This is a genomic window from Pseudomonas sp. KU26590 (genome assembly GCF_026153515.1).
GTDB lineage: Bacteria > Pseudomonadota > Gammaproteobacteria > Pseudomonadales > Pseudomonadaceae > Aquipseudomonas.
Window position 1 is genome coordinate 5,419,664 of the sequence record NZ_CP110644.1, and the last position, 25,502, is coordinate 5,445,165.

The window sequence follows — 25,502 nt, forward strand, 5'->3', positions numbered from 1 at the left end:
AATACCGTCTTCGCGAGCAAGGTGGAGCGCCACCCCGGTCATTCCCACATGGATCTTCTCCAGTAGAGCCAGCATCACAGAGCAAAAGACGCTGGAGCAGTGCAGATCAGCCATTCAGCGGCGTGATCAATCGCGCAGATCCGACTCATGAATCGGCTGGTCGCGGTGCGTGGCACGCTGGTACTGCGCGGGCCACGTGGCCTGGCGTCCACCGAGGGCCTCGTCGGCTTGCAGCGGCCAGTACGGATCGCGCAGCAATTCACGTGCGAGGAAAATCAGGTCAGCCTGACCCGTCCGCAGAATGGTGTCGGCCTGGGTGGGTTCGGTGATCATGCCCACAGTCCCGGTGGCAATGCCGGACTCGTGGCGCACGCGAGCGGCGAATTCGGTTTGATAACCCGGGCCCACCGGGATCTCGGCCTTGGCCGCAGTCCCGCCAGAAGAAACGTCAACCAGGTCGACGCCCAGCCCTTTCAAGCGCTTGCCCAGCTCGACGGTTTCATCCGCGTTCCAGCCACCTTCCACCCAGTCGGTCGCCGAGACGCGCACGAAAACCGGCAGATCTTCGGGCCAGACTTCACGCACGGCTTTGGTGATTTCGAGGGTCAGGCGGATGCGGTTGTCGAAGGAGCCGCCGTACTGATCCTGACGCTGGTTGCTCAGCGGCGACAGGAATTGGTGCAGCAGATAACCGTGCGCAGCGTGGATTTCGACCACTTTGAAACCGGCGGTCAAGGACCGCTTGGCAGCATCGACGAAGGCCTTGATGATGTCCTTGATCTGGGCTTCATCCAGCGGCGTAGGCACGGTGTAGGTCGGGTCGAAAGCGATCTTCGAGGGGCCCCAGGTCGCCCATCCGCCCTGGTCGGCAGGGATGGCGCCGCTCTGGCTCACCCATGGACGCCAGGTGCTGCCCTTGCGTCCGGCGTGGGACAGCTGAATGCCGGCAACCGCGCCTTGGGCGCTGATGAACCGAGTGATGCGTTGCAGCGGTTCAATCTGCTCGTCGTTCCAGATGCCGAGGTCTTCCGGGGTAATGCGCCCGTCCTGGGTGACTGCCGCCGCTTCGGTGAAAATCAGCCCGGCGCCGCCGACCGCGCGGCTGCCCAGATGGACCAGATGCCAGTCATTGGCCAGGCCGTCGGCGCAGCAGTACTGGCACATCGGCGATACCACAATGCGATTGCGCAAGGTCAGTTGGCGAAGGGTATAGGGTTCAAGCAGCAGGCTCATGGGGACCTCTCAAATCGTGTGACAGGTTCCTTGGGTTGCGAACCTTGAGCCTAGTCGACAACCCGAGAGAAGTGAGGGTTCAGTCATTCCCCGGCTGAAGCCGGTCCTACTATTGGAATGCATACCCCTGTAGGACTGGCTTTAGCCGGGAAGGCGGCGGGTGTCACACCGCGAAATCGAGGGTGCCCACGCAGGCGTCTTCCCGGCTGAAGCCGGTCCTGCTATCGCGTGCATCTGTGGGATCAACGCGTGGGGATGCCGCCCCGGACGCTCCGCGTCCATCGCTGCGACGCAGAGCGTCGTAGGATGCATTACCACGCGGAGCGTGGGAACGATCATGGTGTCTGGAAAGGCGTCTTCCCGGCTGAAGCCGGTCCTACGGAGACACCGCGTGCACCTGTAGGACTGGCTTTAGCCGGGAAAGCGTCGGAAGCCACACTGCAAAATTGATGGCGTGCACACCGGTGTCTTCCCGGCTAAAGCCGGTCCTACTATCGCGTGCATCTGATGATCGTCCCCACGCTCCGCGTGGGGATGCCGCCCCGGACGCTCTGCGTCCATCGCTGCGACGCAGAGCGTCGGAGGATGCATTACCACGCGGAGCGTGGGAACGATCATGGTGTCTGGAAAGGCCTCTTCCCGGCTTTAGCCGGTCCTACGCAGACACCGCGTTCACCTGTAGGACTGGCTTTAGCCGGGAAAGCGTCGGGTGTCACACCGCGAAATCGAGGGTGCCCACGCAGGCGTCTTCCCGGCTGAAGCCGGTCCTACTATCGCGTGCATCTGTGGGAATGATCGTCCCCACGCTCCGCGTGGGGATGCCGCCCCGGACGCTCCGCGTCCATCGCTGCGACGCAGAGCGTCGGAGGATGCATTACCACGCGGAGCGTGGGAACGATCATGGTGTCTGGAAAGGCGTCTTCCCGGCTGAAGCCGGTCCTACGGAGACACCGCGTTCACCTGTGGACCAGCTTTGGCCGACCCCAATGAATCAACGTGGTGAAAGGTGAACCACCATCAGTTGCACGGTTTCGTTGCCGCGGAATTCATTCAGGTCCAACTTGTACGCCAGCTCGACCCAGCGCACGGTCGGGTTGGGCCATACGTCGCGATCGACGCTGAAGGCGATGCCTTCGAGCTTGACGGTGCCACATTCGGTCTTGAGTACCATCTTCAGATGGCGCTCGCCGACCACTCGCTGCTCCACCAGCTGGAACACGCCGTGGAACAACGGTTCGGGAAAGTGCTGCCCCCACGGGCCGGCATTGCGCAACGCACGGGCCAGCTCCAGATGAAACTCTTCCACCGCCAAGGTGCCGTCGGACAACAGTCGGCCGGTCAGGTCTTCTTCCTTGAGCTGGCGGCGAACCTCGACGTCGAACGCTTCGGCGAACGCCGGGAAGTTGCCTTCCGGCAGCGACAGCCCGGCCGCCATCGCGTGGCCGCCAAACTTACTGATCAGCTCGGGATGTTTCGCCGCCACGGCATCGAGCGCGTCGCGGATGTGAAAGCCCGGTACCGAACGCGCCGAGCCTTTCAGCACACCCTCGCCGGCGCTGGCGAACGCAATGGTCGGGCGGTGATAACGCTCTTTCATGCGCGAGGCCAGAATGCCGATCACGCCTTGGTGCCACTCAGGTTCGAACAGACACAGCCCGAACGGCATTGACTCCAGCGGCAGGTCCTTGAGCTGGGCGAGCGCCTCGCGCTGCATGCCCTGCTCGATGGATTTGCGGTCCTGATTGAGTTCGTCCAGACGCACGGCCATTTCCCGCGCCTGGGTCTCGTCATCACACAGCAGGCATTCGATGCCCAGGCTCATGTCATCCAGACGCCCGGCCGCGTTCAGGCGCGGGCCGATGATGAAACCCAGATCGGTGGAGGTGATGCGCGACGCCTCGCGCCGGGCGACATCGAGGATGGCGCGCAACCCCGGACGTGCACGCCCGGCGCGGATGCGCATCAGCCCCTGGTGCACCAGAATCCGGTTATTGGCATCCAGCGGCACCACGTCAGCGACGCTGCCCAATGCCACCAGATCGAGCAACTCGCCCAGATTGGGTTGAGCGCGGCCCTCGAACCAGCCGATGTCCCGCAGTCGCGCGCGCAAGGCCATCAACACATAAAAGATCACGCCGACGCCGGCCAGCGATTTGCTCGGAAAGGTGCAGCCGGGCTGGTTCGGGTTGACGATGGCGTCGGCCGCCGGCAATTCGTGGCCGGGCAAGTGGTGATCGGTGACCAATACCTGCAAGCCCGCCGCCTTCGCCGCCGCAACGCCTTCGACGCTGGAAATGCCGTTGTCCACGGTCATGAGCAAATCAGGCTGGCGCTCAAGGGCGACCTGGACGATTTCCGGTGTCAGGCCGTAGCCGAATTCGAAACGGTTCGGCACCAGATAGTCCACATGGGCAGCACCGAGCAAGCGCAGGCCCATCACGCCAACCGTACTGGCTGTGGCGCCATCGGCATCGAAGTCGCCGACGATGAGGATGCGCTGACGCTGCTGCAAGGCAGTCACCAGCAGATCGACAGCGGCGTCGATGCCTTTGAGCTGTTGATACGGGATCAACCGGGCGAGGCCCTTGTCGAGTTCGGCCTCCGACGCCACACCGCGCGCGGCGTAGAGCCGGGTGAGCAACGGCGGCAGATCGCCAAGAAATGGCAGGGTGTCAGGTAACTCGCGTGGTTCGATGCGCATTCAGGTTCCGCTGGTGTTCTGGTGGGGGCCGGTTGGGGGTTGCGATGCACTCGCGACGCCGTCGTAGCAGCGTCGCAATGCCGTCGCAATGCAGGACTGAATCAGCCCCGCTCGCCCGCCAGCCACTGCAGTTGCACTTCGTGCTGGCCGCGATCATCGGTGACGAAGATCGTGCCTTCGCTGATCATCACGTCCCACTTGATCACCCGGGGCATGTCCTTGGACAGGATTTCCAGCGCCTCTTGGGGTACCGAAGCGATATTGACGTTCTTCAGCGTCTTGATCGCCGGTATGACCTTGCCTTCCCACACCCGCAGACTGCCGTAGGCCAGCAGGCTCGTGCGTTCGGTTCGGCGCGAGCACCAGGTCAGGCGGTCGGCGTCGGGCTGGCCGACTTCGATCCAGTGCAGCACGCGATCGTCCAGACTCTTTTCCCACAGCGCGGGCTCGTCAACATCCGACAGACCACGGCCGAACGACAGGTGCTCGTTGTACCAGAAGGCGTAGGCCAACAGGCGCACGGTCATGCGCTCTTCGGTCTCCGATGGGTGACGGGCGATGGTCTGCTTGACGGTTTCATAGACCCCGCGATCAAGGTCGGTGAGATTGAGTTCGAACTTGTAGGTCGTGGACGGCTGGGCCATGAACGGGCTTCTAGAGAGACGGGAAAGGCGGCAAGTCTACCCGATGCAGCCCCGTTGAACGACCGAACTCGATGAGCGAGGCAGCTCGCCCCTCAAATGGGAGATGGGGTACAACGTCCGCGAGGCGTTACTCACACCCACATGACATGTGTTAAATAAATGAAGCACAACGCCGATACTTTGCTGCGAGACGCTGCCAATGAGGGTCAACGCTTCCATGCCTGTCACCGGTCCCCGAATGCGCACCTTGCTGATCGTCGCGTTGCTCAGCTGCCTGCCCGGTACGGCATCGGCACGTGAAACACTGATCTGGCTGCTGCGCGATTTCCCGCCCCTGACCATATTTTCCGGACCGTTGGCGGGCCAGGGGGCCATTGACAGGCTGATGCCCGAGCTGACCGCTCGGATGCCGGAATACGATCACAAGATCATGCACGTCAACCGCGCGCGCGGAACGCAGATGCTCAATGACCCTGACGTATTCGCCTGCGACCCGACCCTGCTGTGGACGCCGGAGCGCGACAAAACCATTCTGTTTTCCATCCCCTCCTACGCCACGCCCAGTAACGGTGTAACGATCGAACGCAGGCGCCGTGAACTGTTCGCGCCTTTCATCGATGCCGACGGCCGCCTCGACCTTGCCGCCTTGCTCGCCAGCAACAGCGTCGATGTCGGCATCGTCGGCGAGCGCAGCTACGGCGCGGTCATTGACAAGGCGTTGCGTGAGACGACCCACCCCGATCGTCTGGTCCTGCACTACGGCAATGCGGCCGTCGGCAGCATGCTGGAAATGGAACGGCTGGATCGCTTTCAGGCAATCATCAGTTACTGGCCGGAGGCGCGCTTTCACGCGCAGGAACAGGGCATTGCGCTAACCGAGCTGGAGTTTTTACCGGTGAAAGACGTGCCCAAATACCAGTTCGCCCACATTGCCTGTTCGAAGACCGACAAGGGCCGGGCTGCAATGGAGATCATTAACCGGGAAATGCGCGTGCTGCGGGTGACGCGACTGGTGGGGTTTTACGCGCAATGGATGGTCAAGAAGGAGGAATACCTGCGCGACGCCCAGACATTCTTCGATGAGCCGCCAAACTGACGCTGCGTGAAATCCGTGCCCCTCGTTGAGGCGCTGAATTTCAGACAAAAGAAACCCCGAGCAGCGGGGAGACTGCTCGGGGTCAACCGTGGTCCATCTTGGACCCGTACGGCAGGCAGCATGAACACCGGAGCACAATGCCTGCGCCTGCCGTAACTGATAGGAGCCTACTGAATCGAGAAGGTTCCCTGCGACTCAGATGAAAGGTCGAGATGCAGCGAAAGCGGCGGACTGGGAAACATTGCGCATGGCGGCGATCACACAAGGCTCGATGCGCCCTTCAGCCACCATCAAGTCACGGTGAAGACCATCTACCACGTCAGTCAGCTGACGCTTGTCGCCCAATTGCGATGCAGAAAACACACGCTCAATCACCCGCGCACCCGCTGGACTTTTCAGCGTCACCAGACGCTCGCCCAGAACGCCGGCAGGACCAATGCTTACCTGATAAGGGGACAGCGCTTCGCTCAGTAGCAAGCTGATATTTTCCATCCGGATCACCACTCAACAGTTTGAATGCAAAGGTGCCAACCAATGACCATTGGCAGCAGTGGAAAGTTCTGAGCACTGTGGCGCTTTGACACCGGCCCACTGACTCCCGCAGCCTGATTCCGGAGCATGCCTGCCGAATGTGACAGGCAGAATTTACGCTTCGGGTGCGCGCGCCGGGCCTGCGTTGTTGAGCAGCGCCTTCAGCTGCTCCGCCGCCTGCTCGGCTGCCTTGCGCGCGTCACGCAGCTCAGACTCCAGACGCTTGCGTTCGCTGATGTCCATCCAGCCGCCGAGCACCCCCTGCATCTGACCGTCGGCTCGGTAGTAAGGCACCGCCCACTGCCAGGCGTAAACCTGTCGCCCGGCCAGGGTGAGGGCGCGCTCTGCAAACACGGGCTGTTGGGTTTCCAGCAACTTCAAGTAATCGGCATGCATCTGCTCGGCCAGTTCGCGAGGAACGAGATCCACGTCGATCAGGCGGCGGCCCTGCATCTGCTCGTAACTGATCCCGAAGCTCTCCTCATAACTGCGGTTGCAAGCGACGAGACGGCCCTGAAGGTCACGCACGTAAATCGGGTTGGGGATGGCGTCGAGCAGTATCCGCTTGAAGGCGAGTTGATCACCCAGTTGCGCTTCGGCGCGCCGCCGTTGGTGAATCTGGAACTTCAGAAGACTGCTCCAGGCCAGCGACACCAGCCCCAGCAACAAGGAAGCGCTCACGACCCCGTAGATCCAGGCGGGAATACGGTTCCAGATCGAGGGTTGAGGATTCGCCGCGCCGAGCCATTTCAGGCGGATCGCCCGCATTTCGGCCACCGGGAATTCTTCCAGGGCCTTGTTGAGTATGCCAAGCAATTCAGGCTGGCTTTTGACGATCGAAAATTTGTCCGGCGACCACATGCCCTCGACGCTACGCCCGACTTTCAGCTCGCCCGATGGAGACAGCCACGCGCCTGCCTCGTTCTGGATGGTGGCGTCGGCATCGCCTTTCTCCACCAATCGGCGGGCATCTTCATAGGTCGCCACAAGCTTGAGCCGGATATGCGGAAAGCGTTGCTGAATGAACGCGAGCAACGCGTGTCGCGCGGGAAGCGCCAACACCTTGCCGGCCATGTCCGACAGCTGGAAGGCAGGGTTGCTGTCAGCGTGCACCAGAAACACCCAGTTGTTGCCGCCAAATGCGTAGGTGAAATTCAACAGCTCTTTGCGTTCCGGGTTTTCGGCCAGCGTGGTGTTCATGTGTGCACTGCCCTGCGCCAGCGTCTCCAGCAAGCCTTCGGTCGAGGTCGACTCCTGATAGACGAACTGTAAACCGGTCATTCGCGAAATACGCGCGAGCACATCCACGTTCAAACCCACCCAGCGACCTTGAGCGTCCTTGTAGATGTAGGGAGGGTGCTGGGTGGAGGCGACGATGACCTGCGGGTGCCTGCGAATCCACAGCTGTTCGACAGCGTTGAAATTCACCTGACGCCGGGCAAGATCGGCGCCCAACCCGAGGGTCCAGCGCCCCTGGATCTCACGGATGACGGATTCGTCCAGGCCCGCCAGCGCTCGATCGAAGAGCTTCAGCAACCTCGAATCCTGCTCTCGAAAGGCAAATGAAAAACCTGTGGAGGGCAACAGGCTGTCGAACTTGGTCTGTAAACCGAGGTAAGGCCGCAACAGGCTGTAAGCCTGCACCGTCAGCTCGTTGCCGATGAGCGCGTCGGCGTAGTCGTGCGCCAACGCCTCCATCGCGCTGTACAGCGTGGGCGCGACGACGATCTTGCTGTCCGGGTAGAGCCGTTGAACCTGACCCTCGTCGGCATAGCCGTCCAGCAACACCACGCGCTTTCCTCCCAGCGAAGTGTGCAGACCCGCGTCATTGCCTCTGCCAAACACCACTGCCCGGTCGGGAACGTAGTCCTGCGTAAATACCAGTCCGGGCGTTCCTCGCTCAAAACCGTTGGCGCTCGTCAGCAAGTCGATTTCCCCGGCCAGCAATGCGTTGACCGCCTGTTCGCGTTTGGCAAACCCCTGTATGTGCACGGGCATGGAAAGCCGCGCACTGATCAGACCCAGATAATCCGCGCTGATGCCTTGATAGCGATTATGGTCGGTGGTGATGTCGATAGGCTCATGATCAGCAACGGAAATGCCAACCCTCAGCACTTTTCGTTCGTTCAGCCACTCGCGATCCGCATCATCAAGGACAAGCGGTTGTTGGGCCACGAAGAGCGAGCTCAGGCCAAACCGCAAGCTTTCAGCTGCATGGCCTGCACGACTGCAGATGCACACGAGCATCAGCAACGCCCACAGCGCCGGTTTGAGATTCAGGTCGCGGCCGTTGAATGCCGCTGAGTAAAACTGTTTAACCACCACGGGCTTATCCGAAAAATGAAAATTCTTCGGAAGTGTGGCACGCAGAAAAAACAAGGCCCGCTGCGAGGCGGGCCTTAGTTGTTACACGGCGATACGGTCAGAGAGGTTTGCCACGATTACCGTGTTGGCTGACAAAGGCCTGCACGGCCTTGAGGTCGTTCGGCAGGACCGTGCAGCGTTCGTCTCGCTCAAACAAATCAGACAAATGTGCAGGCAGCTCAAGCGCTTTTCCTACACCGGCCTTCAACACGGCGTCCGGGAACTTGACCGGATGCGCCGTCCCCAGAATCACCATCGGCGTATCCAGGCTGCGGCGGCAGTCGCGCGCGGCTTTCACACCTATCGCGGTGTGCGGATCGAGCAGCTCGCCCGTGCTGGCGAATACTTCAGCGATGGTTTTGCAGGTGTCTTCGTCACTGACCGCCAGGGAATCAAACAGCTTGCGGGTCTCGGACCAGCGCTCTTCCTCGACGCTGAAACCGCCGCCTTGCTTGAATGTGTCCATCAGCTTGGCAATCGCGCCGCCGTTGCGACCGTGCATGTCGAACAGCAGACGCTCGAAGTTGGACGACACCATGATGTCCATCGACGGGGTCAACGTCGCGTGCAGGGTTTCCTTGACGTACTGATTGCCGCTCATGAAGCGGTGCAGAATGTCGTTGCGGTTGGTGGCCACCACCAGTTGGCTGATCGGCAAGCCCATGTTGCGGGCCAGATAACCGGCGAAGATGTCGCCGAAGTTGCCAGTCGGCACGGAGAACGCCACCGACCGCGCCGGGCCGCCCAACTGCAGGGCTGCGTGGAAGTAGTAAACGATCTGGGCCATGATCCGGGCCCAGTTGATCGAGTTCACCGCCACCAGACGCGTGCCCTTGAGGAAGCTCTGGTCGGCGAAGCTGTTCTTGACCATTTCCTGGCAGTCGTCGAAGTTGCCTTCGATCGCGATGTTATGGATGTTCTCGCCGAAGATGGTAGTCATCTGGCGGCGCTGAACATCGGACACCCGATTGTTCGGGTGCAGAATGAAGATGTCGACGTTGTCGCAACGACGGCAGCCTTCAATGGCGGCCGAGCCGGTGTCACCGGACGTTGCGCCCATGATGACCACGCGTTCGCCGCGCTTCTCGAGCATATAGTCCAGCAGACGCCCCAGCAGTTGCAGGGCGAAATCCTTGAACGCCAGGGTTGGGCCGTGAAACAGCTCCAATACCCACTCGTTGCCGTTGAGCTGACGCAGTGGCGCAATCGCAGCGTGGGAGAACACGCCGTAGGTTTCTTCGAGAATCTTCTTGAAATCCGCGTCCGGGATGCTGCCTGTCACGAACGGGCGCATCACGCGAAAAGCCAGTTCGTGATAAGGCAGACCGGCCCAGGACGCGATCTCTTCCTGCGTAAAGCGCGGCAGGTTTTCCGGAACATACAGACCGCCATCGCTCGCCAGACCGGTGAGCAACACGTCTTCAAAATTCAGGGCCGGTGCCTGGCCGCGGGTACTGATATAGCGCATTGTTCAAACCTTCGGTTTGGGCGGCAAGCTTCAAGTGGCGAGCTGCAGGTCAAGACGATTCGCCTTCCCCTTGCCGCCCGGAGCACGAAGCTCACCGCGATATGATTTTGCTCTTGCTCTTGCTTGCAACCTGCAGCCTGCCGCTTAACGCTTGCGGCTCATCTCAATTCAGATGCTCGACGCGGATTCGCACAACCGGTCCGGCGACATCTTCCAGCGCTTCCAGCGCTTTGATCGCGTCGTTCATGCGTTTCTCGACCACGCGGTGGGTCAGCAGAATCATCGGCACCAGGCCGTCATGTTCTTCGACTTCTTTCTGCATGATCGATTCGATGTTGATGCCGCGCTCGGACAGGATACTCGCCACCTGCGCCAGCACACCGGGATGATCCTTGGCCTGGATCCGCAGGTAGTAGGCGCTTTCGCACGCGTCGATCGGCAGGATCGGGTGGGCCGACAGCGAATCGGGCTGGAAGGCCAGGTGCGGGACGCGGTTTTCGGGGTCTGTGGTCAGGGCACGGACCACGTCGACCAGATCCGCCACAACGGATGAAGCGGTCGGCTCCATGCCGGCACCGGCGCCGTAGAACAGGGTCGATCCGGCTGCATCGCCGTTGACCATCACGGCGTTCATCACACCGTTGACGTTGGCGATCAGGCGGTCCGCCGGGATCAGCGTCGGGTGGACGCGCAGTTCAATGCCGCTCGGCGTGCTGCGGGCGACGCCCAGGTGCTTGATCCGATAGCCCAGCGCTTCGGCGTAGTTGACGTCGGCGGTGGTCAGTTTGGTGATGCCTTCGGTGTAGGCCTTGTCGAACTGCAGCGGAATGCCAAAGGCGATGGACGCCAGAATGGTCAGCTTGTGCGCCGCGTCGATGCCTTCGACGTCGAAGGTCGGATCGGCTTCTGCATAGCCCAGCGCCTGCGCTTCAGCGAGGACGTCCGGGAAGGTGCGGCCCTTTTCGCGCATCTCGGTGAGGATGAAGTTGCCGGTACCGTTGATGATGCCGGCGACCCAGTTGATGCGGTTCGCCGACAGGCCTTCACGAATGGCCTTGATCACCGGGATACCGCCCGCCACCGCCGCTTCGAACGCAACAATGACGCCCTTCTCCCGAGCCTTGGCGAAAATCTCGTTGCCGTGCACGGCGATCAGCGCCTTGTTGGCGGTGACCACGTGCTTGCCGTTTTCGATGGCCTTGAGCACCAGTTCGCGGGCGATGGTGTAGCCACCGATCAACTCGATGACGATGTCGATTTCAGGGTTGCTCGCCACGTCGAACACGTCGGTCGTGGTCGGGGTACCGGTAATCTGGCAATTGGGGTTTGGTGTACGCATGGCAATCTGCGCCACTTCGATTCCACGCCCGGCACGGCGGGCAATTTCCTCGGCGTTACGCTTTAGCACATTGAAGGTACCGCCACCGACAGTACCCAGCCCACAGATGCCTACTTTGACCGGTTTCACTATGAACTCCCCATAAAACGGCCGACGCGAGGCCGGCCGTGGAATCAGCCGCGTTCAACACGGCTCGCTATTGATGAAGCGCTGCAGACAGGCCGCTCCAGTGTTTATCGCAGGAGGCTGCGATAAACCAAATTACTTGGCACTGAGCGCCAGTTTGGCCACTTGTGGCGCAGGCTGGTAGCCCGGAATCAACTGACCGTCGGCCAACACGATGGCCGGTGTGCCATTAACGCCGATGGACTGGCCGATCTCAAACTGCTTGGTGACCGGGTTGTCGCACTTGGGCGCCTGAATATTCTTGCCATCGACCATGCGGTCCATGGCAGCGCGGCGGTCTTTGGAGCACCAGACGGCCTGGAGTTGTTCGTCACCCGGCGAGCCCAGACCCTGACGCGGGAACGCCACATAGCGCACTTCGATGCCGCGCTTGTTCAGCTCCGGCACTTCAGCGTGCAGTTTGTGGCAGTACGGGCAGGTAGTGTCGGTGAACACCGTGATGTGGGATTTGGTCTCGCCAATGGCTGGGTAGACGACCATCTCAGCGGCAGGAATGCCATTGATGGTCTTCGAAATCGCCTGACGCTCGACCTTCTCGGTCAGGTTGACCGGCTTGCCGGCCTGCATCTGGTACAGGTTGCCCTGCATGACGAACTGGCCGTCGCCGCTGGCGTACAGCACGCGACCGCCTTTAAGATTGACTTCGTAGAGGCCGTTCAACGGACTGCTGGAAATGCTCTCGACGGGAATTTCCAGATTGAGCGATTCCAGGGTCTTGCGAATGGCTTTGTCGGACGCCTCGTCGGCGTGGGCAAAAAGGCTGAAAGAGCTGGCCAGCGCTACAACGGCAGCACCGAGAAAACGAGTGACGCGCATGAAAACTCCTCGAGCGGTGAGCAGACGGGCCGGGCTGAAAACGGGTGGCGGAAAAACACCGGGAGGTTTTCAGGGCCTTGATCTGCGAAACCGGCAAAGCCTATCACATAAGGCTCGCGAGGCCGACGCCCGCTGACGTAAGACACGTCGCAAATTACTGAAGTCCCCTACCCCCTCGGGTGGTGCTTCGCATGCATTTCCTGCAACCGCGCGCGGGCGACATGGGTGTAGATTTGCGTCGTGGAGAGGTCGCTGTGGCCCAGCAGCATTTGCACAACGCGCAGGTCTGCGCCGTGGTTGAGCAAATGGGTGGCGAACGCATGGCGCAAGGTGTGGGGCGACAGCGATTTGCCGATGCCGGCGACTTTGGCCTGATGCTTGATGCGGTGCCAGAAGGTCTGCCGCGTCATTTGGTCGCCGCGCTGACTGGGAAACAGCACGTCGCTGGGCCGGCCGTTGAGCAATTCGTGGCGAGCGTCGCGCATGTAGCGCTCAACCCAGACGATGGCTTCCTCCCCCATCGGCACCAGGCGCTCTTTGCTGCCTTTGCCCATGATGCGCAGCACGCCCTGGCGCAAGTTGACCTGTTCCAGCGTCAGGCTGATCAGTTCGGTCACCCGCAGGCCGCAGGCGTACAGCACTTCCAGCATGGCCCGGTCGCGCTGACCGATGGCGTCGCTCAGGTCGGGCGCAGCCAGCAAGGCTTCGACATCAGCTTCAGACAAGGATTTTGGAAGTGGCTTACCCAGCTGCGGCATGTCGACCTGCAACGTCGGGTCGACCGCGATAAGCTTTTCTCTGAGCAAATAGCGATAGAAGCCGCGCAGCCCAGAAAGCAACCGTGCCGTCGATCGGGGCTTGTAGCCATTGTCGACTCGCCATCCCAGGTGGTCGAGAATCGCTTCCCGACTGACACTCATCAGGTCCACGCCCTTTTCCTGCAGCCAGCCATTGAACAGCGCAAGATCGCTGCGGTAGGCATCGCGCGTGTTGTCCGACAGCCCTTTCTCCAGCCACAGGGCGTCGAGGAAGCGGTCGATCATGGGGTGGTCAATGGCGGGCATGGGTTCTGACTTGAGTGGTGGGAAGCGGGAGCAGTTTTTCATACCTGCGAAGTCGGGACAAAACCGAACGCCAGAAAGCAAAAAAGCAGCCCGTGGGCTGCTTTTTCATTCGCATGGGAAGACTGGGATTAAACCAGTTTTTCCTTGATGCGAGCTGCTTTACCGGACAGGTCACGCAGGTAGTACAGCTTGGCCTTGCGAACGTCGCCGCGACGTTTCACAGCCATGCTGTCGATTTGCGGGCTGTAGGTCTGGAAAGTACGTTCAACGCCAACACCGTTGGAGATTTTACGAACAGTGAAAGCACTGTTCACACCACGGTTACGCTTGGCGATAACAACGCCTTCGAACGCCTGCAGACGAGCGCGGTCGCCTTCCTTCACTTTCACCTGAACGACAATGGTGTCGCCCGGGGCAAAGGGAGGGATCTCTTTGGTCATCTGCTCTGCTTCGAGTGCAAGGATGATTTTGTTAGTCATGCTGTGCTCCTAAGGTAAATCGGTTCGATCTACCATCGATACGTTAACTATCGTCCCGCTCGCGGAGGTATTCCGCCAGCAGCTTCTTCTCTTCTCCAGAAAGCGAGCGGCTTTCCAGAAGATCGGCGCGTCGTTCATAGGTCCGCCCAAGGGACTGCTGTAAACGCCAACGCCGGATGTGTGCGTGATTGCCACTAAGCAATACGTCGGGAACACGCTGATCCGCATACACCTCCGGTCGGGTGTAGTGCGGGCAATCCAGCAGACCATCCGTGAAGGAATCTTCCTCCGCGGAATCTACATGCCCTAAAGCTCCAGGCAGCAGTCGCGTAACCGCATCTATCAGGACCATGGCCGGCAGCTCACCGCCAGATAACACATAGTCGCCAATCGACCACTCTTCATCGACATGAGCTTCAATGAAACGCTCGTCGACGCCTTCATAACGACCGGCAATCAGGATAAGTGCTTCTTCCTGCGCCAGTTCGCGTACCGCAGACTGATCCAGCTTGCGGCCTTGTGGCGACAGGTAAATCACCTTCGCCGCATCCCCCGCCGCCTGCCTGGCCTGAGCCAGAGCATCTTCGAGGGGCTTGATCTTCATCACCATGCCAGGGCCACCGCCAAACGGGCGATCGTCCACAGTGTGATGTCGATCAGTGGTGTAATCCCGCGGATTCCAACAGGTAAGCTGCAACAGCTCCTGTTTCACCGCACGGCTGGTAATGCCGTATTCGCTGATGGCGGAAAACATCTCGGGAAACAGCGTGATGACTTCTATGCGCAGGCTGGCCATTGCTTAGAAATCCGCGTCCCATTCCACCTTCATCTCGCCTGCAACCAGATCAACTGCCAACACGCATTGCTCCGTATAGGGCAAAAGGCGTTCGCGATCGTCCAGACTGCCTGCGCAGGGTTTGACCACCATTACATCATTGGCGCCGGTTTCCAGAAGATGATCGACCTTCCCGAGCAATTGCCCAAGACCGTCAATGACCTTCAGACCTTCAAGCTGGTACCAGTAGTACTCGCCGTCGGTCAATTCAGGGAACAGGTTGCGTGGCACGCAGATCTCATAACCGGCGAGAAGACGAGCTTCTTCACGGTCATCAAGACCCTTGAGCTTGGCGACCAGGAACTTGTCGTTCCCGCGTCCACTGACCAGCTCGACCTGTTTCACATTGCCTTCGCGCTTGAGCGTCCAGGTTTTGTACTGCAACAGGTTTTCGGTTGGATCAGTAAAGGAATACACCTTCACTTCGCCGCGAACGCCGTGTACCGAGTAAATCTTGCCGATGACGATCAAATCGTCGGCGGAAGCTGGCGTCGCGTTCATATTGCTCAGGCCGCAGCCTTAGCAGATTCCTTCAGCAGCGAAGCAACACGCTCAGAAGGTTGTGCACCAACGCTCAGCCAGTAGGCCAGACGCTCTTGGTTCACGGACAGACGGATTTCCTGACCACGGGCAACCGGGTTGAAGAAACCGATTTGTTCCTTGTGGGAACCGTCACGTGGGTTGCGGCTGTCGGTGACAGTCAGGTGGTAGAACGGGCGCTTTTTAGAGCCGCCAAGGGCAAGACGGATTGTTAGCATTGAACAATTTTCCTGTAGTCGGTGCTGCAAATCTAAGATGCACAGCGGGCATGGGTGCCCGAAAGGCCGCATATTCTAAGGAATATCCGGATTTTTGCAAATGACTTTTTCCGGCGTACGCCGTCGGGCCACCTAGATCTGCCATGGAGCCGCCAGGGATGACGGCGTTGAGTGCCTGCCTGAGCAGGCCACCGGGACGGTTGCCCCAATGAAGAACGCGCGGGAATAACCCCCGCGCGATGCAATTTACATTTTGGGCATACCGCCGCCGGGCAACATTCCGCCCATGCCGCGCATCATTTTGGCCATGCCGCCCTTGGTCGAAAACTTTTTCATCATCTTCTGCATCTGTTTGTGCTGCTTGATCAGACGACCGATGTCCTGCACCTGGGTGCCAGAACCCATGGCGATACGACGTTTGCGTGAACCGCTGATCAGCTCAGGGTCGCGACGCTCGGCCGGTGTCATCGAGTTGATGATGGCTTCCATCTGTTTGAACTGCTTTTCGGCTGCGCTTTGCGCGTTGCCCATCTGCGACAGGTTGACGCCACCGATGCTTGGCAGTTTGTCCATGAGCCCGCCCAGGCCGCCCATGTTCTTCATCTGTTGCAGCTGATCGCGGAAGTCTTCGAGGTCGAAGCCCTTGCCCTTCTTCAGTTTCTTGGCGAGTTTGTCGGCCTTGTCCTTGTCGAGGGTCTGTTCGGCCTGCTCGATCAGGCTGAGCACGTCACCCATGCCCAGGATGCGCGATGCGATACGGTCAGGATGGAACGGCTCCAGCGCCTCGCTCTTCTCGCCCATACCGATGAACTTGATCGGCTTGCCAGTAATGGCGCGCACCGACAGCGCAGCACCGCCACGGGCGTCGCCGTCGACCTTGGTCAGGATCACACCGGTCAGCGGCAGCGCGTCACCGAACGCCTTGGCCGTGTTGGCGGCGTCCTGGCCGGTCATGGCGTCGACGACGAACAGCGTCTCGGCCGGCTTGACCGCCGCGTGCAGCGCCTGGATCTCGCCCATCATTTCGGCGTCGATGTGCAGACGACCGGCGGTGTCGAGGATCACGACATCAATGAACTTGAGCTTGGCCTCTTTGATCGCCGCTTCGGCGATGTCCACCGGCTTCTGGCTGATGTCGGACGGGAAGAACGTCACGCCGATGTCGTTGGCCAGGGTTTCCAGTTGCTTGATCGCGGCCGGACGGTAAACGTCCGCCGACACCAGCATCACGGTTTTCTTTTTGCGTTCTTTCAGGAATCGGGCGAGCTTGCCGGCAGTGGTGGTCTTGCCCGCACCTTGCAGACCCGCCATCAGGATGACCGCCGGAGGCGTGACATTGAGGGTCAGCTCTTCGTTGGCCGCCCCCATCATCTCTTCCAGTTCGGCCTGGACGATCTTCACGAACGCCTGGCCCGGCGTCAGGCTGCGCGACACCTCGGTGCCGACGGCGCGTTCCTTGATGCGATTGACGAAGTCTTTGACAACCGGCAAGGCGACGTCGGCTTCAAGCAGCGCCATACGCACTTCACGCAGTGTGTCCTTGATGTTGTCCTCGGTCAGCTTGGCTTTACCAGTGACCTGGCGCAGCGTCTGCGAGAGACGATCTGTCAGATTTTCAAACATGCGTGATCCTTTGGGTTCGTACTGAACCCCGATTGATGCGGCCAGGCCCGTAGCGGCCTTTTCAGTCGGCTGCCGACATCGCGACGCCTGCTCTTTAAAGGATCACTATAAAAATAGAGACGCTATAAGGGCGGCTGAAACAGCGATCGGCTAGCCTGTGGCTTGAGCAGGTCGCGGATTATAGCGAAGACTCCGGCGCACGGACACCACGGCGTCTGCTTCTGTAGTCTTTCGTGAAATGCCGGTTTTATGCCAAACTCACTGGCTTTCGAGCACGCCCAACAGGATCTATGTCCCCCTTGTCACCGAGTTTGCTCTTCAGCCTCGCCGCCGCCGTCTTTTACGCCGCTGCGACCGTCTACCAGGGTATGCGCCTGCGTCAGGGCCAAAAGGCCGACAAATGGCTGCTGTGCCTGATCGGCACCCTTGCAGTTGCCTGCCAGGCCAGTGCGCTGTTCGGCCAACTGGTGCGCCCTATCGGCCTGGGCCTGGACTTTTTCAGTGCCGCCAGCCTGATTGCTGTTGCCGTGATCATCGTGACCATGCTCGCGTGCATTCGCCTCCCGGTCGAAATTCTGCTGATCCTCCTGTTCCCGCTGGGGCTGTTGACGACCCTGATGGCGCAGTTCGCGCCTTCCGGTACGCTGCAACCCATCATTGAAGAACACGGCATCATCAGCCATATCCTGCTGTCGATCCTCGCCTACGGGATGTTCACCATCGCGGTGTTCCAGTCCTTGCTCCTGCTGCTGCAGGATCACCAGTTGAAGAACAAGCACCGACTTGGCCTGATCAGAAGCTTCCCGCCACTGCAGACCATGGAAAGCCTGCTCTTCGGTTTTCTCTGGGCCGGCTGGGTCTTGCTGTCGATGTCGCTGATTTCCGGCTGGCTGTTCGTCGAAAACCTGTTTGCCCAGCATCTGGTGCACAAGACCCTGCTGTCGATCCTGGCGTGGATGGTCTTCAGTGTGCTGCTGTGGGGACGCCACCATCTGGGCTGGCGCGGCCACAAGGCGATCCGCTGGACGCTGGGCGGATTTCTGCTCCTGATGCTGGCCTACTTCGGCAGCAAGCTCGTTCGTGAATACATCCTGCACATCTGACGGGCGCGTTGATCATGGATAACCTGCCGGTCGGCACAATGCTCACGCTGCTTGCCCTGCTCACGCTATGGTCCGGGCTGTTCACTGCGGTCGACGCTGCGCACCACAATCTCCGGGCGATGCCGGTCAATCCCCGCTCCAACGAGCCGCCCAAGCCCGTCCTTGCGTTCAACCTCAACAGCCTCATCCTCGGCAACACGCTGCTCAAGGCGCTGATTACCGTCCTCGCCACCCTGCTCGCCATCGGACACTGGTATTTTCACGGTCCTCTGATTGCCTGGTTGGGTGTCACCAGCGTGCTGGTGGTGGTGACCGAGTTCATTCCGCGAAAGCTGGCGGCGCGTCGCCCCGAATCAATCCTGCTGCTGGGCAACAACGTGCTGCGCATCCCGGTTCGACTGTTGCAGCCGCTGACCTGGATCTACAAGAACATCGCCAAGACACTGCTGCGCCCTTTTCTGTCCAAGCGTCGGCCAGACACCGTTGATGACGAAGACGACGCGCGCCCGACGGTCTATCAGGACAACGAGAGCCAGTATGGCCGCGCCCATGTGATCTCCGGGATCTACGCGCTGGACCGCATGACCGTCAATGACATCCTGGTGCCGCGTAGCGAAGTCGACGGCATCAATCTCGACGACTCCCTCGAGGAGATCATCGACAAGCTGATCATCTCTCGCCATACCCGTCTGCCGGTCTACCACAACGACATCAACCAAGTGGAAGGCGTGCTCAACACGCGAATGATCAGCCACCTGCTGCCGCGCAACGAGCTGACCAAAGAGGCGTTGCAAGCCGCCTGCTACGAACCGTACTTCGTGCCGGAAAGCACGCCGCTGCAGATGCAACTGCTCAACTTCCACAAACAGCAGCGGCGAATGGGCGTGGTCGTCGATGAATACGGCGAGGTACTGGGCATCGTCAGCCTCGAGGACATTCTGGAAGAGATCGTCGGCGAGTTCGAAAGCGAACAAGCCCTCGATAACCCGCACATTCAGCCGCAGCCTGACGGGCGTCTGGTGATTGACGGCGCAGCGTCGATTCGCGATCTGAATAAGAGCCTCGGCTGGCATCTGCCTTCCGATGGCCCAAAGACCCTCAACGGTCTGATCACCGAAGCGCTGGAGACCCTACCCAACAGCTCGGTTTGCCTGAAGATCGGGCCTTACCGCCTGGAAATCCTCGAGACCGAAGACAACCGCGTCAGCCGGGTGCTGATGTGGCTGAACACCCGCACCAAAGACGTGATCTGAAGACGTCATCTGAAAAGGCAGGCGCCGCCCTGAAACACTTGTTTCCGCGCTGATCCCCTTCCTATAATCGATCCGCTTACCCAGCCCCGCCGATCCGCGTGCTACCCGCACAATGCGGGATCCGGCCAGTCACACAGCCTGACCGCTCACGCGACACCCTGGCCTTCGCTCCCATCCCGAGCACGCCACGCGCCTTTGCCCGCATCCGGGCTAGTCTGTTCAGCGCTGGACCAAAAAAACAATTAACGATTGCCGCAGCGCGCGTACGAATCTTCGTTTCCCGCTGACAGGCGATACGACTGCCAGGGATTTCTGCATGACCACGACTTCTGCCTGTCCAACCCGCGACGAAAGCGAGCCCCGCCCTGCCAATTCGGCGGCCCGCGTCGCCACCGCCAGTTTCATCGGCACCACCATCGAGTTCTACGATTTTTACGTGTACGCCACCGCCGCCGCGCTGGTGATCGGGCCGGTGTTCTTCCCGCAAACCTCCAGCACCGCACAGATGCTGTCGGCGTTTCTGACGTTCGGGATCGCCTTTCTCGCACGTCCTCTGGGCTCGGCGCTGTTCGGCCACTTCGGCGATCGTGTCGGCCGCAAATCGACACTGGTCGCCTCGCTGCTGCTGATGGGCGTCTGCACCACCCTCATCGGCGTGTTGCCGGGTTACGACGCCATCGGATCATGGGCGCCGATCCTGCTCTGCGTGCTGCGCTTCGGCCAGGGCCTTGGACTGGGCGGCGAATGGGGCGGTGCGGCATTGCTGGCGACCGAGAACGCCCCCAAGGGCAAACGTGCGTGGTTTGGCATGTTCCCGCAGCTGGGCCCGTCGATCGGCTTCCTCGCGGCAAACGGGCTGTTTCTGACACTGGCGATGACGCTGGACGACGAACAATTTCGCTCCTGGGGCTGGCGCGTGCCGTTTCTGCTCAGCGCCGTGCTGGTCATCATCGGGCTGTATGTGCGCCTGAAGCTTGAGGAAACGCCTGTTTTCGCCAAGGCCATCGCCCGCCATGAGCGGGTGAAACTGCCGATTGCCGAGCTGTTCGGTCAATACTGGAAGCCGATGCTGCTGGGGGCAGCGTCGATGGTGGTGTGCTACGCGCTGTTCTATATCTCCACCGTCTTCTCACTGAGCTATGGCGTGAAAACGCTGGGTTACAGCCGCGAGTCGTTCCTCGCGATGCTGTGCTTTGCGGTGCTGTTCATGGCCCTGGCGACGCCGCTGTCGGCGTTGGCCAGTGATCGGTTTGGTCGCAGGCCGGTGCTGATCATTGGCGGGGTGCTGGCAATCCTGTCGGGCTTTCTGATGGAGCCCTTGCTGACCCATGGCACGACCTGGGCGGTGACGCTGTTCCTGTCGATCGAGCTGTTTCTGATGGGCGTCACCTTCGCGCCGATGGGGGCGATGTTGCCGGAGCTGTTTCCCACACGGGTGCGGTATACCGGCGCGTCGGCGGCCTACAACATCGGCGGCATTGTCGGCGCCTCGGTCGCACCTTTCTTCGCCCAGAAGCTGGTGGAGATGGGCGGCCTGAGCTGGGTCGGAGGGTATGTGTCGGCGGCGGCGCTGATCAGCGTGATCGCCGTGCTCTGCCTGAAAGAAACCCGGGATGCGAACCTGGATACGATTGCCTGACCGCACCAGAAACGTACGTGTAGGAGCGCGCTTGCCCGCGAACGCGGTGTGTCAGTTAATGGATCAGAACCTGATACACCGCGTTCGCGGGCAAGCGCGCTCCTACAGTGTCTGCGGTGTGGCGGGTGACATAGGTATGCCTGAGCGACCGTATTCGTGAGCACAGTTACCAAACAAAACGGCGCCCCTGAGGGCGCCGTTTTTCATTCAGCGTGACGCTTACAGCTGAACCTTCACCGCGATCGACGCGCGGGTGGCCTTGCGGCGGGCGGCTTCGACCGACTCGTCACGCGCCAGGGCAACGCCCATACGGCGCTGACCATTGACCTCAGGCTTGCCGAACAGACGCAGCGCGGTGTCCGGTTCGCTCAGGGCTTGCTCCAGGTTGGCGAACGCCGTCTGGGTCGAATGACCTTCTACCAGAATCACTGCCGAGGCCGATGGGCCGAACTGGCGAATCAACGGGATCGGCAGACCGAGAATGGCCCGGGCGTGCAGGGCGAACTGCGACAGGTCCTGGGAAATCAAGGTGACCAGACCGGTATCGTGGGGGCGCGGCGAGACTTCGCTGAACCAGACCTGATCACCCTTGATGAACAACTCCACACCAAACAGACCACGGCCACCCAGCGCCTCGGTTACCGCTTTGGCGACGCGCTCGGACTCGGCCAATGCCACCGGGCTCATGGCCTGGGGTTGCCACGATTCCTGATAGTCGCCCTTCTCCTGACGATGGCCGACCGGCGCGCAGAAGGTGGTACCGCCAACGTGACGCACGGTCAGCAAGGTGATTTCGTAATCGAAATCAATGAAGCCTTCAATGATCACCCGGCCTTTGCCAGCACGACCGCCTTCTTGGGCGTAATCCCAGGCCTTCTGGATGTCTGCGTCGGTTTTCAGCAGGCTCTGGCCCTTGCCCGACGAGCTCATCACCGGTTTGACCACGCACGGGAAGCCGAGGTCTTCGACGGCTTTTTTGTAGTCTTCGAAGGTGTCGGCAAAGTGATACGGCGAGGTCGGCAGGTCCAGCTCTTCAGCGGCCAGACGACGAATGCCTTCGCGGTTCATGGTCAGCTGCGCAGCGCGGGCAGTCGGAATGACCGTGAATCCTTCGAACTCCAGCTCCACCAGGGTCGCGGTGGCGATGGCTTCGATTTCCGGGACGATGTAGTGCGGCTTCTCGGACTCGATCACCGCACGCAAGGCGGCGCCGTCGAGCATATTGATGACGTGGCTGCGGTGCGCGACCTGCATCGCCGGAGCATTGGCGTAACGGTCAACGGCGATCACTTCAACGCCCAGGCGTTGCAGTTCGATCACCACTTCCTTGCCAAGCTCGCCGCAACCGCAGAGCAAAACGCGGGTCGCGGTCGGCGACAGTGGAGTTCCGATTTGAGTCATCTCAGGTCCTCGTGGAGCAGGTCGAGGGTCGCTCGCCGTGTGCAAGCGACCGCAGGTAGAAAGGCGCGCAATTTAACATGAAGGCCGGGGAATGGGATGCAGCGGCGCAGGGTTGATTCAGCGTCGAGGGCTGCTGCCGCTCACCGGGAACATCATCCCGCTCGCCCTCGCCCGCTCATCGCAGGCCATCAGCACGTCGCGGCGCGCCTGGTTGTCCATGCGGCTCCAGCCGGTGATCTCGGCGACCGTGCGCTGGCAACCGGTGCAGATGTCGGCGTCGTCCAGTGCACAGATGTTCACGCAGGGCGAGCGGACCGGCTTTTCATGGATGGGCTTTTCATCGACGGGCGCTTCATGGATGGGGGGGTCGGCGCTGGACATCAATCTTCCTGTGGGGCCAGGTCACGCGCGTAGCGCTGGGCGTTGTGGACGTAATGGGCAGCGCTGGCGTCGAGCATCTGCTTCTGCGCCTCTGTGAGTTCGCGGACGATTTTTCCGGGCGAGCCCATGACCAGCGAACCGTCAGGGATGACTTTGCCTTCGCCGATCAGCGAGTTCGCACCGATGATGCAGTGTTTGCCGATCTTCGCGCCGTTGAGGATGACCGAGTTGATGCCGATCAGCGTGCTGTCGCCCACGCTGCAACCATGCAGCATCGCGTTGTGGCCGATGGTCACGTTTCGGCCGATGGTCAGCGGCGAACCCATGTCGGTGTGCATCACCGTGCCGTCCTGCACGTTGCTGTTCTCGCCGATATCGATCAGCTCGTTGTCGCCGCGCAACACGGCGCCAAACCAGACGCTGGCGTTGGCCTGCAAGCGCACATGGCCGATGACGGTGGCTGTCGGCGCGATCCAGCTGCTGGCGTGCGCGTCGACGCGGGCATCGCCCAGGCGGTATTTCATGGTCTGCTCCTCATCGTTCGGCCCTCATGGCTCGGTCCTCATGGTCCAGTCCTCATGCCGGCGCGGCGGCTGCAGGTCAGGATTTCAGAGTGTGGATGATCGATCGCTTTGGCGGCTCGTTGAGGTCGATGCCGCTGTCGAACAACAGGTTCATCAGCTCGACGATCATGATCGCGGTCAGGCCCCAGATCTTGTATTCGCCGAAGCGGTAACTCGGCACGTACCAACTACGCCCTTGATAGTCGATGCGGTGAGTGTGCTCGCGCGCATCCTGTCGGAAGAAATCCAGCGGCACGCTAAAGACCGCCGCGATCTCGCCATCATTGGGTGTGTACTCGACGAAATCGGGAATGATGCCGACGTAGGGCGTCACCCTTATACCGTGCTTGGAGATCAATGGACTCAGCGGGCCGATCACCTCCACCAGACCCGGTGGCAAACCGATTTCCTCTTGGGCTTCGCGCAGCGCCGTGAAGATCAGGTCCGGGTCTTCCGGGTCACGCCGCCCGCCCGGGAAGGCCACTTCACCGCCGTGGGTCGACAGGCCGCTGGCGCGCAGAGTGAGCACCAGTTCGGGCTCTGCGTTGCGGGTGATGGGGAGAAGCACGGCGGCCTCGGGGAAGCGCGCGTCCGTTTCCAGCATCACCGGCGTGTGGCTGCTCATACGGTGAAGTAGCTCATCCAGCATGGGAATTCTCGATCGGTTGCCTGCCCGGCATCATGCACCAAAGCGACGACGCGCCCAAGTCTTGTAGGACAACCCACCCGCGCAAGACGCCTCTTGCCGTCCACCCGCGGTACGGCTCAAGATAGCCGCTGCCAACAGGAACCCGATTCCATCATGAAATTCTGCAGCAACTGCGGCGAACAGGTCATCCAGCGTATTCCCGAGGGCGACAGCCGTCTGCGTTACGTGTGTGAACATTGCGACACCATTCACTACCAGAACCCCAACATCGTGGCCGGCGTCGTGCCGGTGTGGGGCGAAAAGGTGTTGCTGTGCCGCCGCGCCATAGAGCCCCGATTGGGCTACTGGACGCTGCCCGCCGGGTTCATGGAAAACGGCGAAAGTGTCGAACAGGCCGCCCGCCGGGAAACCCTTGAAGAAGCCTGCGCGCAGGTCAAGGACCTGCAGCTGTATTCGATGATCGACGTGCCGTACATCAATCAGGTGCATATCTTCTACCGCGCGAACCTCGTCAGCCCGGAGTACGCCGCGGGCATCGAAAGCCTTGAGGTGAAGTTGTTCGACGAAGCCGACATCCCGTGGTCGGAGCTGGCTTTCCAGACCGTCAGACGTACCCTAGAATGCTTTTTCCGCGACCGGCAGCATCAGGATTTCCAGCTGCACACCGATTGCCTGTCCGTCACACCCCCTCTCAAAACCACTTGATCAAGACGATGACGCGCGATTGCCGCGCAGGCTTCAGGGATACCCTTTTCATGCGTTGGTTGCTTGCCGTTTTATGCCTGTCGGTTGTGCCGCTGTCCCAGGCTGCATTCACCCAGACCATCGTGCCCAAAGGCAGCGAACAGAAGTTCGTTGGCGGAAAGGTCGTCGACACCGAGAACATCGCCGACCGCACCATCGACAAGGTGCTGGTCCTGAAATCTGCGCATCAACTGCAGCTGATTAGCCGTGGCGAAGCGTTGAAGACCTACCGGATTTCACTGGGCAAGGCGCCCAACGGCCCAAAACTGCAAGAGGGAGACCAGCGCACGCCGGAGGGTTTCTATTGGCTGGACTGGCGCAAGACCAGCGACGCCTACAACCTGTCGATGCACATTTCCTACCCCAACATCTCCGATGCAGCACGCGCCCGCCGCGAAGGCGTGAAACCCGGCAGCATGATCATGATTCACGGCACGCCGATCAACGAGGATTACCCGGAATGGTATTTCCACACACTGGACTGGACCAACGGCTGTATTGCCATGCGCAACGGCGATATTCGTGAGGTGTGGGATCTGGTGAAAGACGGGACGATGATCGAGATTCGGCCTTGAGGTAACTGTAGGAGCCGGCTTGCTGGCGAACGGGGATGTCGCAGTCAACATTTTCGT

At 60.7% G+C, this 25,502-nt stretch carries 23 protein-coding genes and 1 pseudogene; 6 read left to right on the forward strand and 18 right to left on the reverse strand.

Annotated features, from left to right (window positions below):
• Positions 1-126: 126 nt before the first annotated feature.
• The 3 genes from OKW98_RS24095 to OKW98_RS24105 all read right to left on the reverse strand — a co-directional run bounded on the left by OKW98_RS24095 (position 127) and on the right by OKW98_RS24105 (position 4,578).
• Positions 127-1,233, reverse strand: a complete 1,107-nt coding sequence (locus OKW98_RS24095; RefSeq protein WP_265386971.1) for an NADH:flavin oxidoreductase/NADH oxidase — start codon at positions 1,231-1,233, stop codon at positions 127-129.
• Positions 1,234-2,224: 991 nt separating this feature from the next.
• On the reverse strand, positions 2,225-3,934 hold the full coding sequence (gene recJ, locus OKW98_RS24100; RefSeq protein ID WP_265386972.1) for a single-stranded-DNA-specific exonuclease RecJ: 1,710 nt from the start codon (positions 3,932-3,934) through the stop codon (positions 2,225-2,227).
• A 101-nt stretch (positions 3,935-4,035) separates the two neighbouring features.
• Positions 4,036-4,578, reverse strand: coding sequence for a YaeQ family protein (locus OKW98_RS24105; protein WP_133776162.1), 543 nt, complete (start codon positions 4,576-4,578; stop codon positions 4,036-4,038).
• Between the two features lie 238 nt (positions 4,579-4,816).
• On the opposite strand from OKW98_RS24105, the gene OKW98_RS24110 reads away from it, so the two are divergent.
• Positions 4,817-5,674, forward strand: a complete 858-nt coding sequence (locus tag OKW98_RS24110) for a TIGR02285 family protein (protein WP_265386973.1) — start codon at positions 4,817-4,819, stop codon at positions 5,672-5,674.
• A gap of 195 nt (positions 5,675-5,869) precedes the next feature.
• On the opposite strand, the gene OKW98_RS24115 is transcribed toward OKW98_RS24110, so the two are convergent.
• The 11 genes and pseudogenes from OKW98_RS24115 to ffh form a co-directional block, all read right to left on the reverse strand.
• Entirely contained in the window at positions 5,870-6,166 is a 297-nt protein-coding gene (locus OKW98_RS24115; RefSeq protein ID WP_265386974.1) for a DUF3509 domain-containing protein, read from the reverse strand.
• 189 nt (positions 6,167-6,355) lie between these two features.
• Positions 6,356-8,452: pseudogene (locus OKW98_RS24120) on the reverse strand (transporter substrate-binding domain-containing protein); the annotation flags it as partial.
• A gap of 175 nt (positions 8,453-8,627) precedes the next feature.
• Positions 8,628-10,037 carry a threonine synthase gene (gene thrC / locus OKW98_RS24125; RefSeq protein ID WP_265386975.1) on the reverse strand — a complete coding sequence of 470 codons (1,410 nt, stop codon included), beginning with the start codon at positions 10,035-10,037 and terminating at the stop codon, positions 8,628-8,630.
• 163 nt (positions 10,038-10,200) lie between these two features.
• Entirely contained in the window at positions 10,201-11,505 is a 1,305-nt protein-coding gene (locus OKW98_RS24130) for a homoserine dehydrogenase (RefSeq protein WP_122623446.1), read from the reverse strand.
• A 132-nt stretch (positions 11,506-11,637) separates the two neighbouring features.
• Entirely contained in the window at positions 11,638-12,378 is a 741-nt protein-coding gene (gene dsbC / locus OKW98_RS24135; protein WP_265386976.1) for a bifunctional protein-disulfide isomerase/oxidoreductase DsbC, read from the reverse strand.
• Positions 12,379-12,545: 167 nt separating this feature from the next.
• On the reverse strand, positions 12,546-13,442 hold the full coding sequence (gene xerD / locus OKW98_RS24140; RefSeq protein ID WP_265386977.1) for a site-specific tyrosine recombinase XerD: 897 nt from the start codon (positions 13,440-13,442) through the stop codon (positions 12,546-12,548).
• Between the two features lie 128 nt (positions 13,443-13,570).
• Positions 13,571-13,921, reverse strand: a complete 351-nt coding sequence (rplS, locus tag OKW98_RS24145; RefSeq protein WP_037012438.1) for a 50S ribosomal protein L19 — start codon at positions 13,919-13,921, stop codon at positions 13,571-13,573.
• Positions 13,922-13,964: 43 nt separating this feature from the next.
• Entirely contained in the window at positions 13,965-14,717 is a 753-nt protein-coding gene (gene trmD, locus OKW98_RS24150; protein ID WP_065989956.1) for a tRNA (guanosine(37)-N1)-methyltransferase TrmD, read from the reverse strand.
• Between the two features lie 3 nt (positions 14,718-14,720).
• A complete protein-coding gene (gene rimM / locus OKW98_RS24155) occupies positions 14,721-15,257 on the reverse strand; it encodes a ribosome maturation factor RimM (RefSeq protein WP_037012440.1) in 537 nt (178 codons plus the stop codon).
• A gap of 5 nt (positions 15,258-15,262) precedes the next feature.
• The gene (gene rpsP, locus OKW98_RS24160) at positions 15,263-15,514 is read right to left on the reverse strand and encodes a 30S ribosomal protein S16 (RefSeq protein ID WP_037012442.1); all 252 of its coding nucleotides are present in this window, start codon (positions 15,512-15,514) and stop codon (positions 15,263-15,265) included.
• 246 nt (positions 15,515-15,760) lie between these two features.
• Complete coding sequence (gene ffh / locus OKW98_RS24165; RefSeq protein ID WP_192170769.1) at positions 15,761-17,137, reverse strand: signal recognition particle protein; 1,377 nt, start codon at positions 17,135-17,137, stop codon at positions 15,761-15,763.
• Positions 17,138-17,427: 290 nt separating this feature from the next.
• On the opposite strand from ffh, the gene OKW98_RS24170 reads away from it, so the two are divergent.
• The 3 genes from OKW98_RS24170 (at position 17,428) to OKW98_RS24180 (ending at position 21,132) form a co-directional block, all read left to right on the forward strand.
• Positions 17,428-18,240, forward strand: coding sequence for a cytochrome C assembly family protein (locus OKW98_RS24170; RefSeq protein ID WP_265386978.1), 813 nt, complete (start codon positions 17,428-17,430; stop codon positions 18,238-18,240).
• Positions 18,241-18,254: 14 nt separating this feature from the next.
• Entirely contained in the window at positions 18,255-19,493 is a 1,239-nt protein-coding gene (locus OKW98_RS24175) for a transporter associated domain-containing protein (RefSeq protein ID WP_265386979.1), read from the forward strand.
• A gap of 316 nt (positions 19,494-19,809) precedes the next feature.
• On the forward strand, positions 19,810-21,132 hold the full coding sequence (locus tag OKW98_RS24180; protein WP_265386980.1) for an MFS transporter: 1,323 nt from the start codon (positions 19,810-19,812) through the stop codon (positions 21,130-21,132).
• A gap of 219 nt (positions 21,133-21,351) precedes the next feature.
• Here OKW98_RS24180 and purT read toward each other — a convergent pair whose 3' ends face one another.
• The 4 genes from purT to OKW98_RS24200 all read right to left on the reverse strand — a co-directional run bounded on the left by purT (position 21,352) and on the right by OKW98_RS24200 (position 24,126).
• Entirely contained in the window at positions 21,352-22,533 is a 1,182-nt protein-coding gene (purT, locus tag OKW98_RS24185; RefSeq protein WP_265386981.1) for a formate-dependent phosphoribosylglycinamide formyltransferase, read from the reverse strand.
• A 117-nt stretch (positions 22,534-22,650) separates the two neighbouring features.
• Complete coding sequence (locus tag OKW98_RS24190) at positions 22,651-22,914, reverse strand: DUF1289 domain-containing protein (RefSeq protein WP_265386982.1); 264 nt, start codon at positions 22,912-22,914, stop codon at positions 22,651-22,653.
• The gene (locus tag OKW98_RS24195) at positions 22,914-23,438 is read right to left on the reverse strand and encodes a gamma carbonic anhydrase family protein (RefSeq protein WP_265386983.1); all 525 of its coding nucleotides are present in this window, start codon (positions 23,436-23,438) and stop codon (positions 22,914-22,916) included. The genes OKW98_RS24190 and OKW98_RS24195 overlap by 1 nt, the downstream gene beginning before the upstream one ends.
• Positions 23,439-23,514: 76 nt before the next feature.
• A complete protein-coding gene (locus OKW98_RS24200) occupies positions 23,515-24,126 on the reverse strand; it encodes a CoA pyrophosphatase (RefSeq protein ID WP_265386984.1) in 612 nt (203 codons plus the stop codon).
• A 153-nt stretch (positions 24,127-24,279) separates the two neighbouring features.
• Here OKW98_RS24200 and OKW98_RS24205 point away from each other — a divergent pair, with 153 nt between their 5' ends.
• Together OKW98_RS24205 and OKW98_RS24210 are read left to right on the forward strand one after the other, a co-directional pair.
• The gene (locus OKW98_RS24205) at positions 24,280-24,831 is read left to right on the forward strand and encodes an NUDIX hydrolase (RefSeq protein ID WP_265386985.1); all 552 of its coding nucleotides are present in this window, start codon (positions 24,280-24,282) and stop codon (positions 24,829-24,831) included.
• 50 nt (positions 24,832-24,881) lie between these two features.
• Positions 24,882-25,445, forward strand: a complete 564-nt coding sequence (locus OKW98_RS24210; RefSeq protein WP_265386986.1) for a L,D-transpeptidase family protein — start codon at positions 24,882-24,884, stop codon at positions 25,443-25,445.
• Positions 25,446-25,502 lie beyond the last annotated feature (57 nt).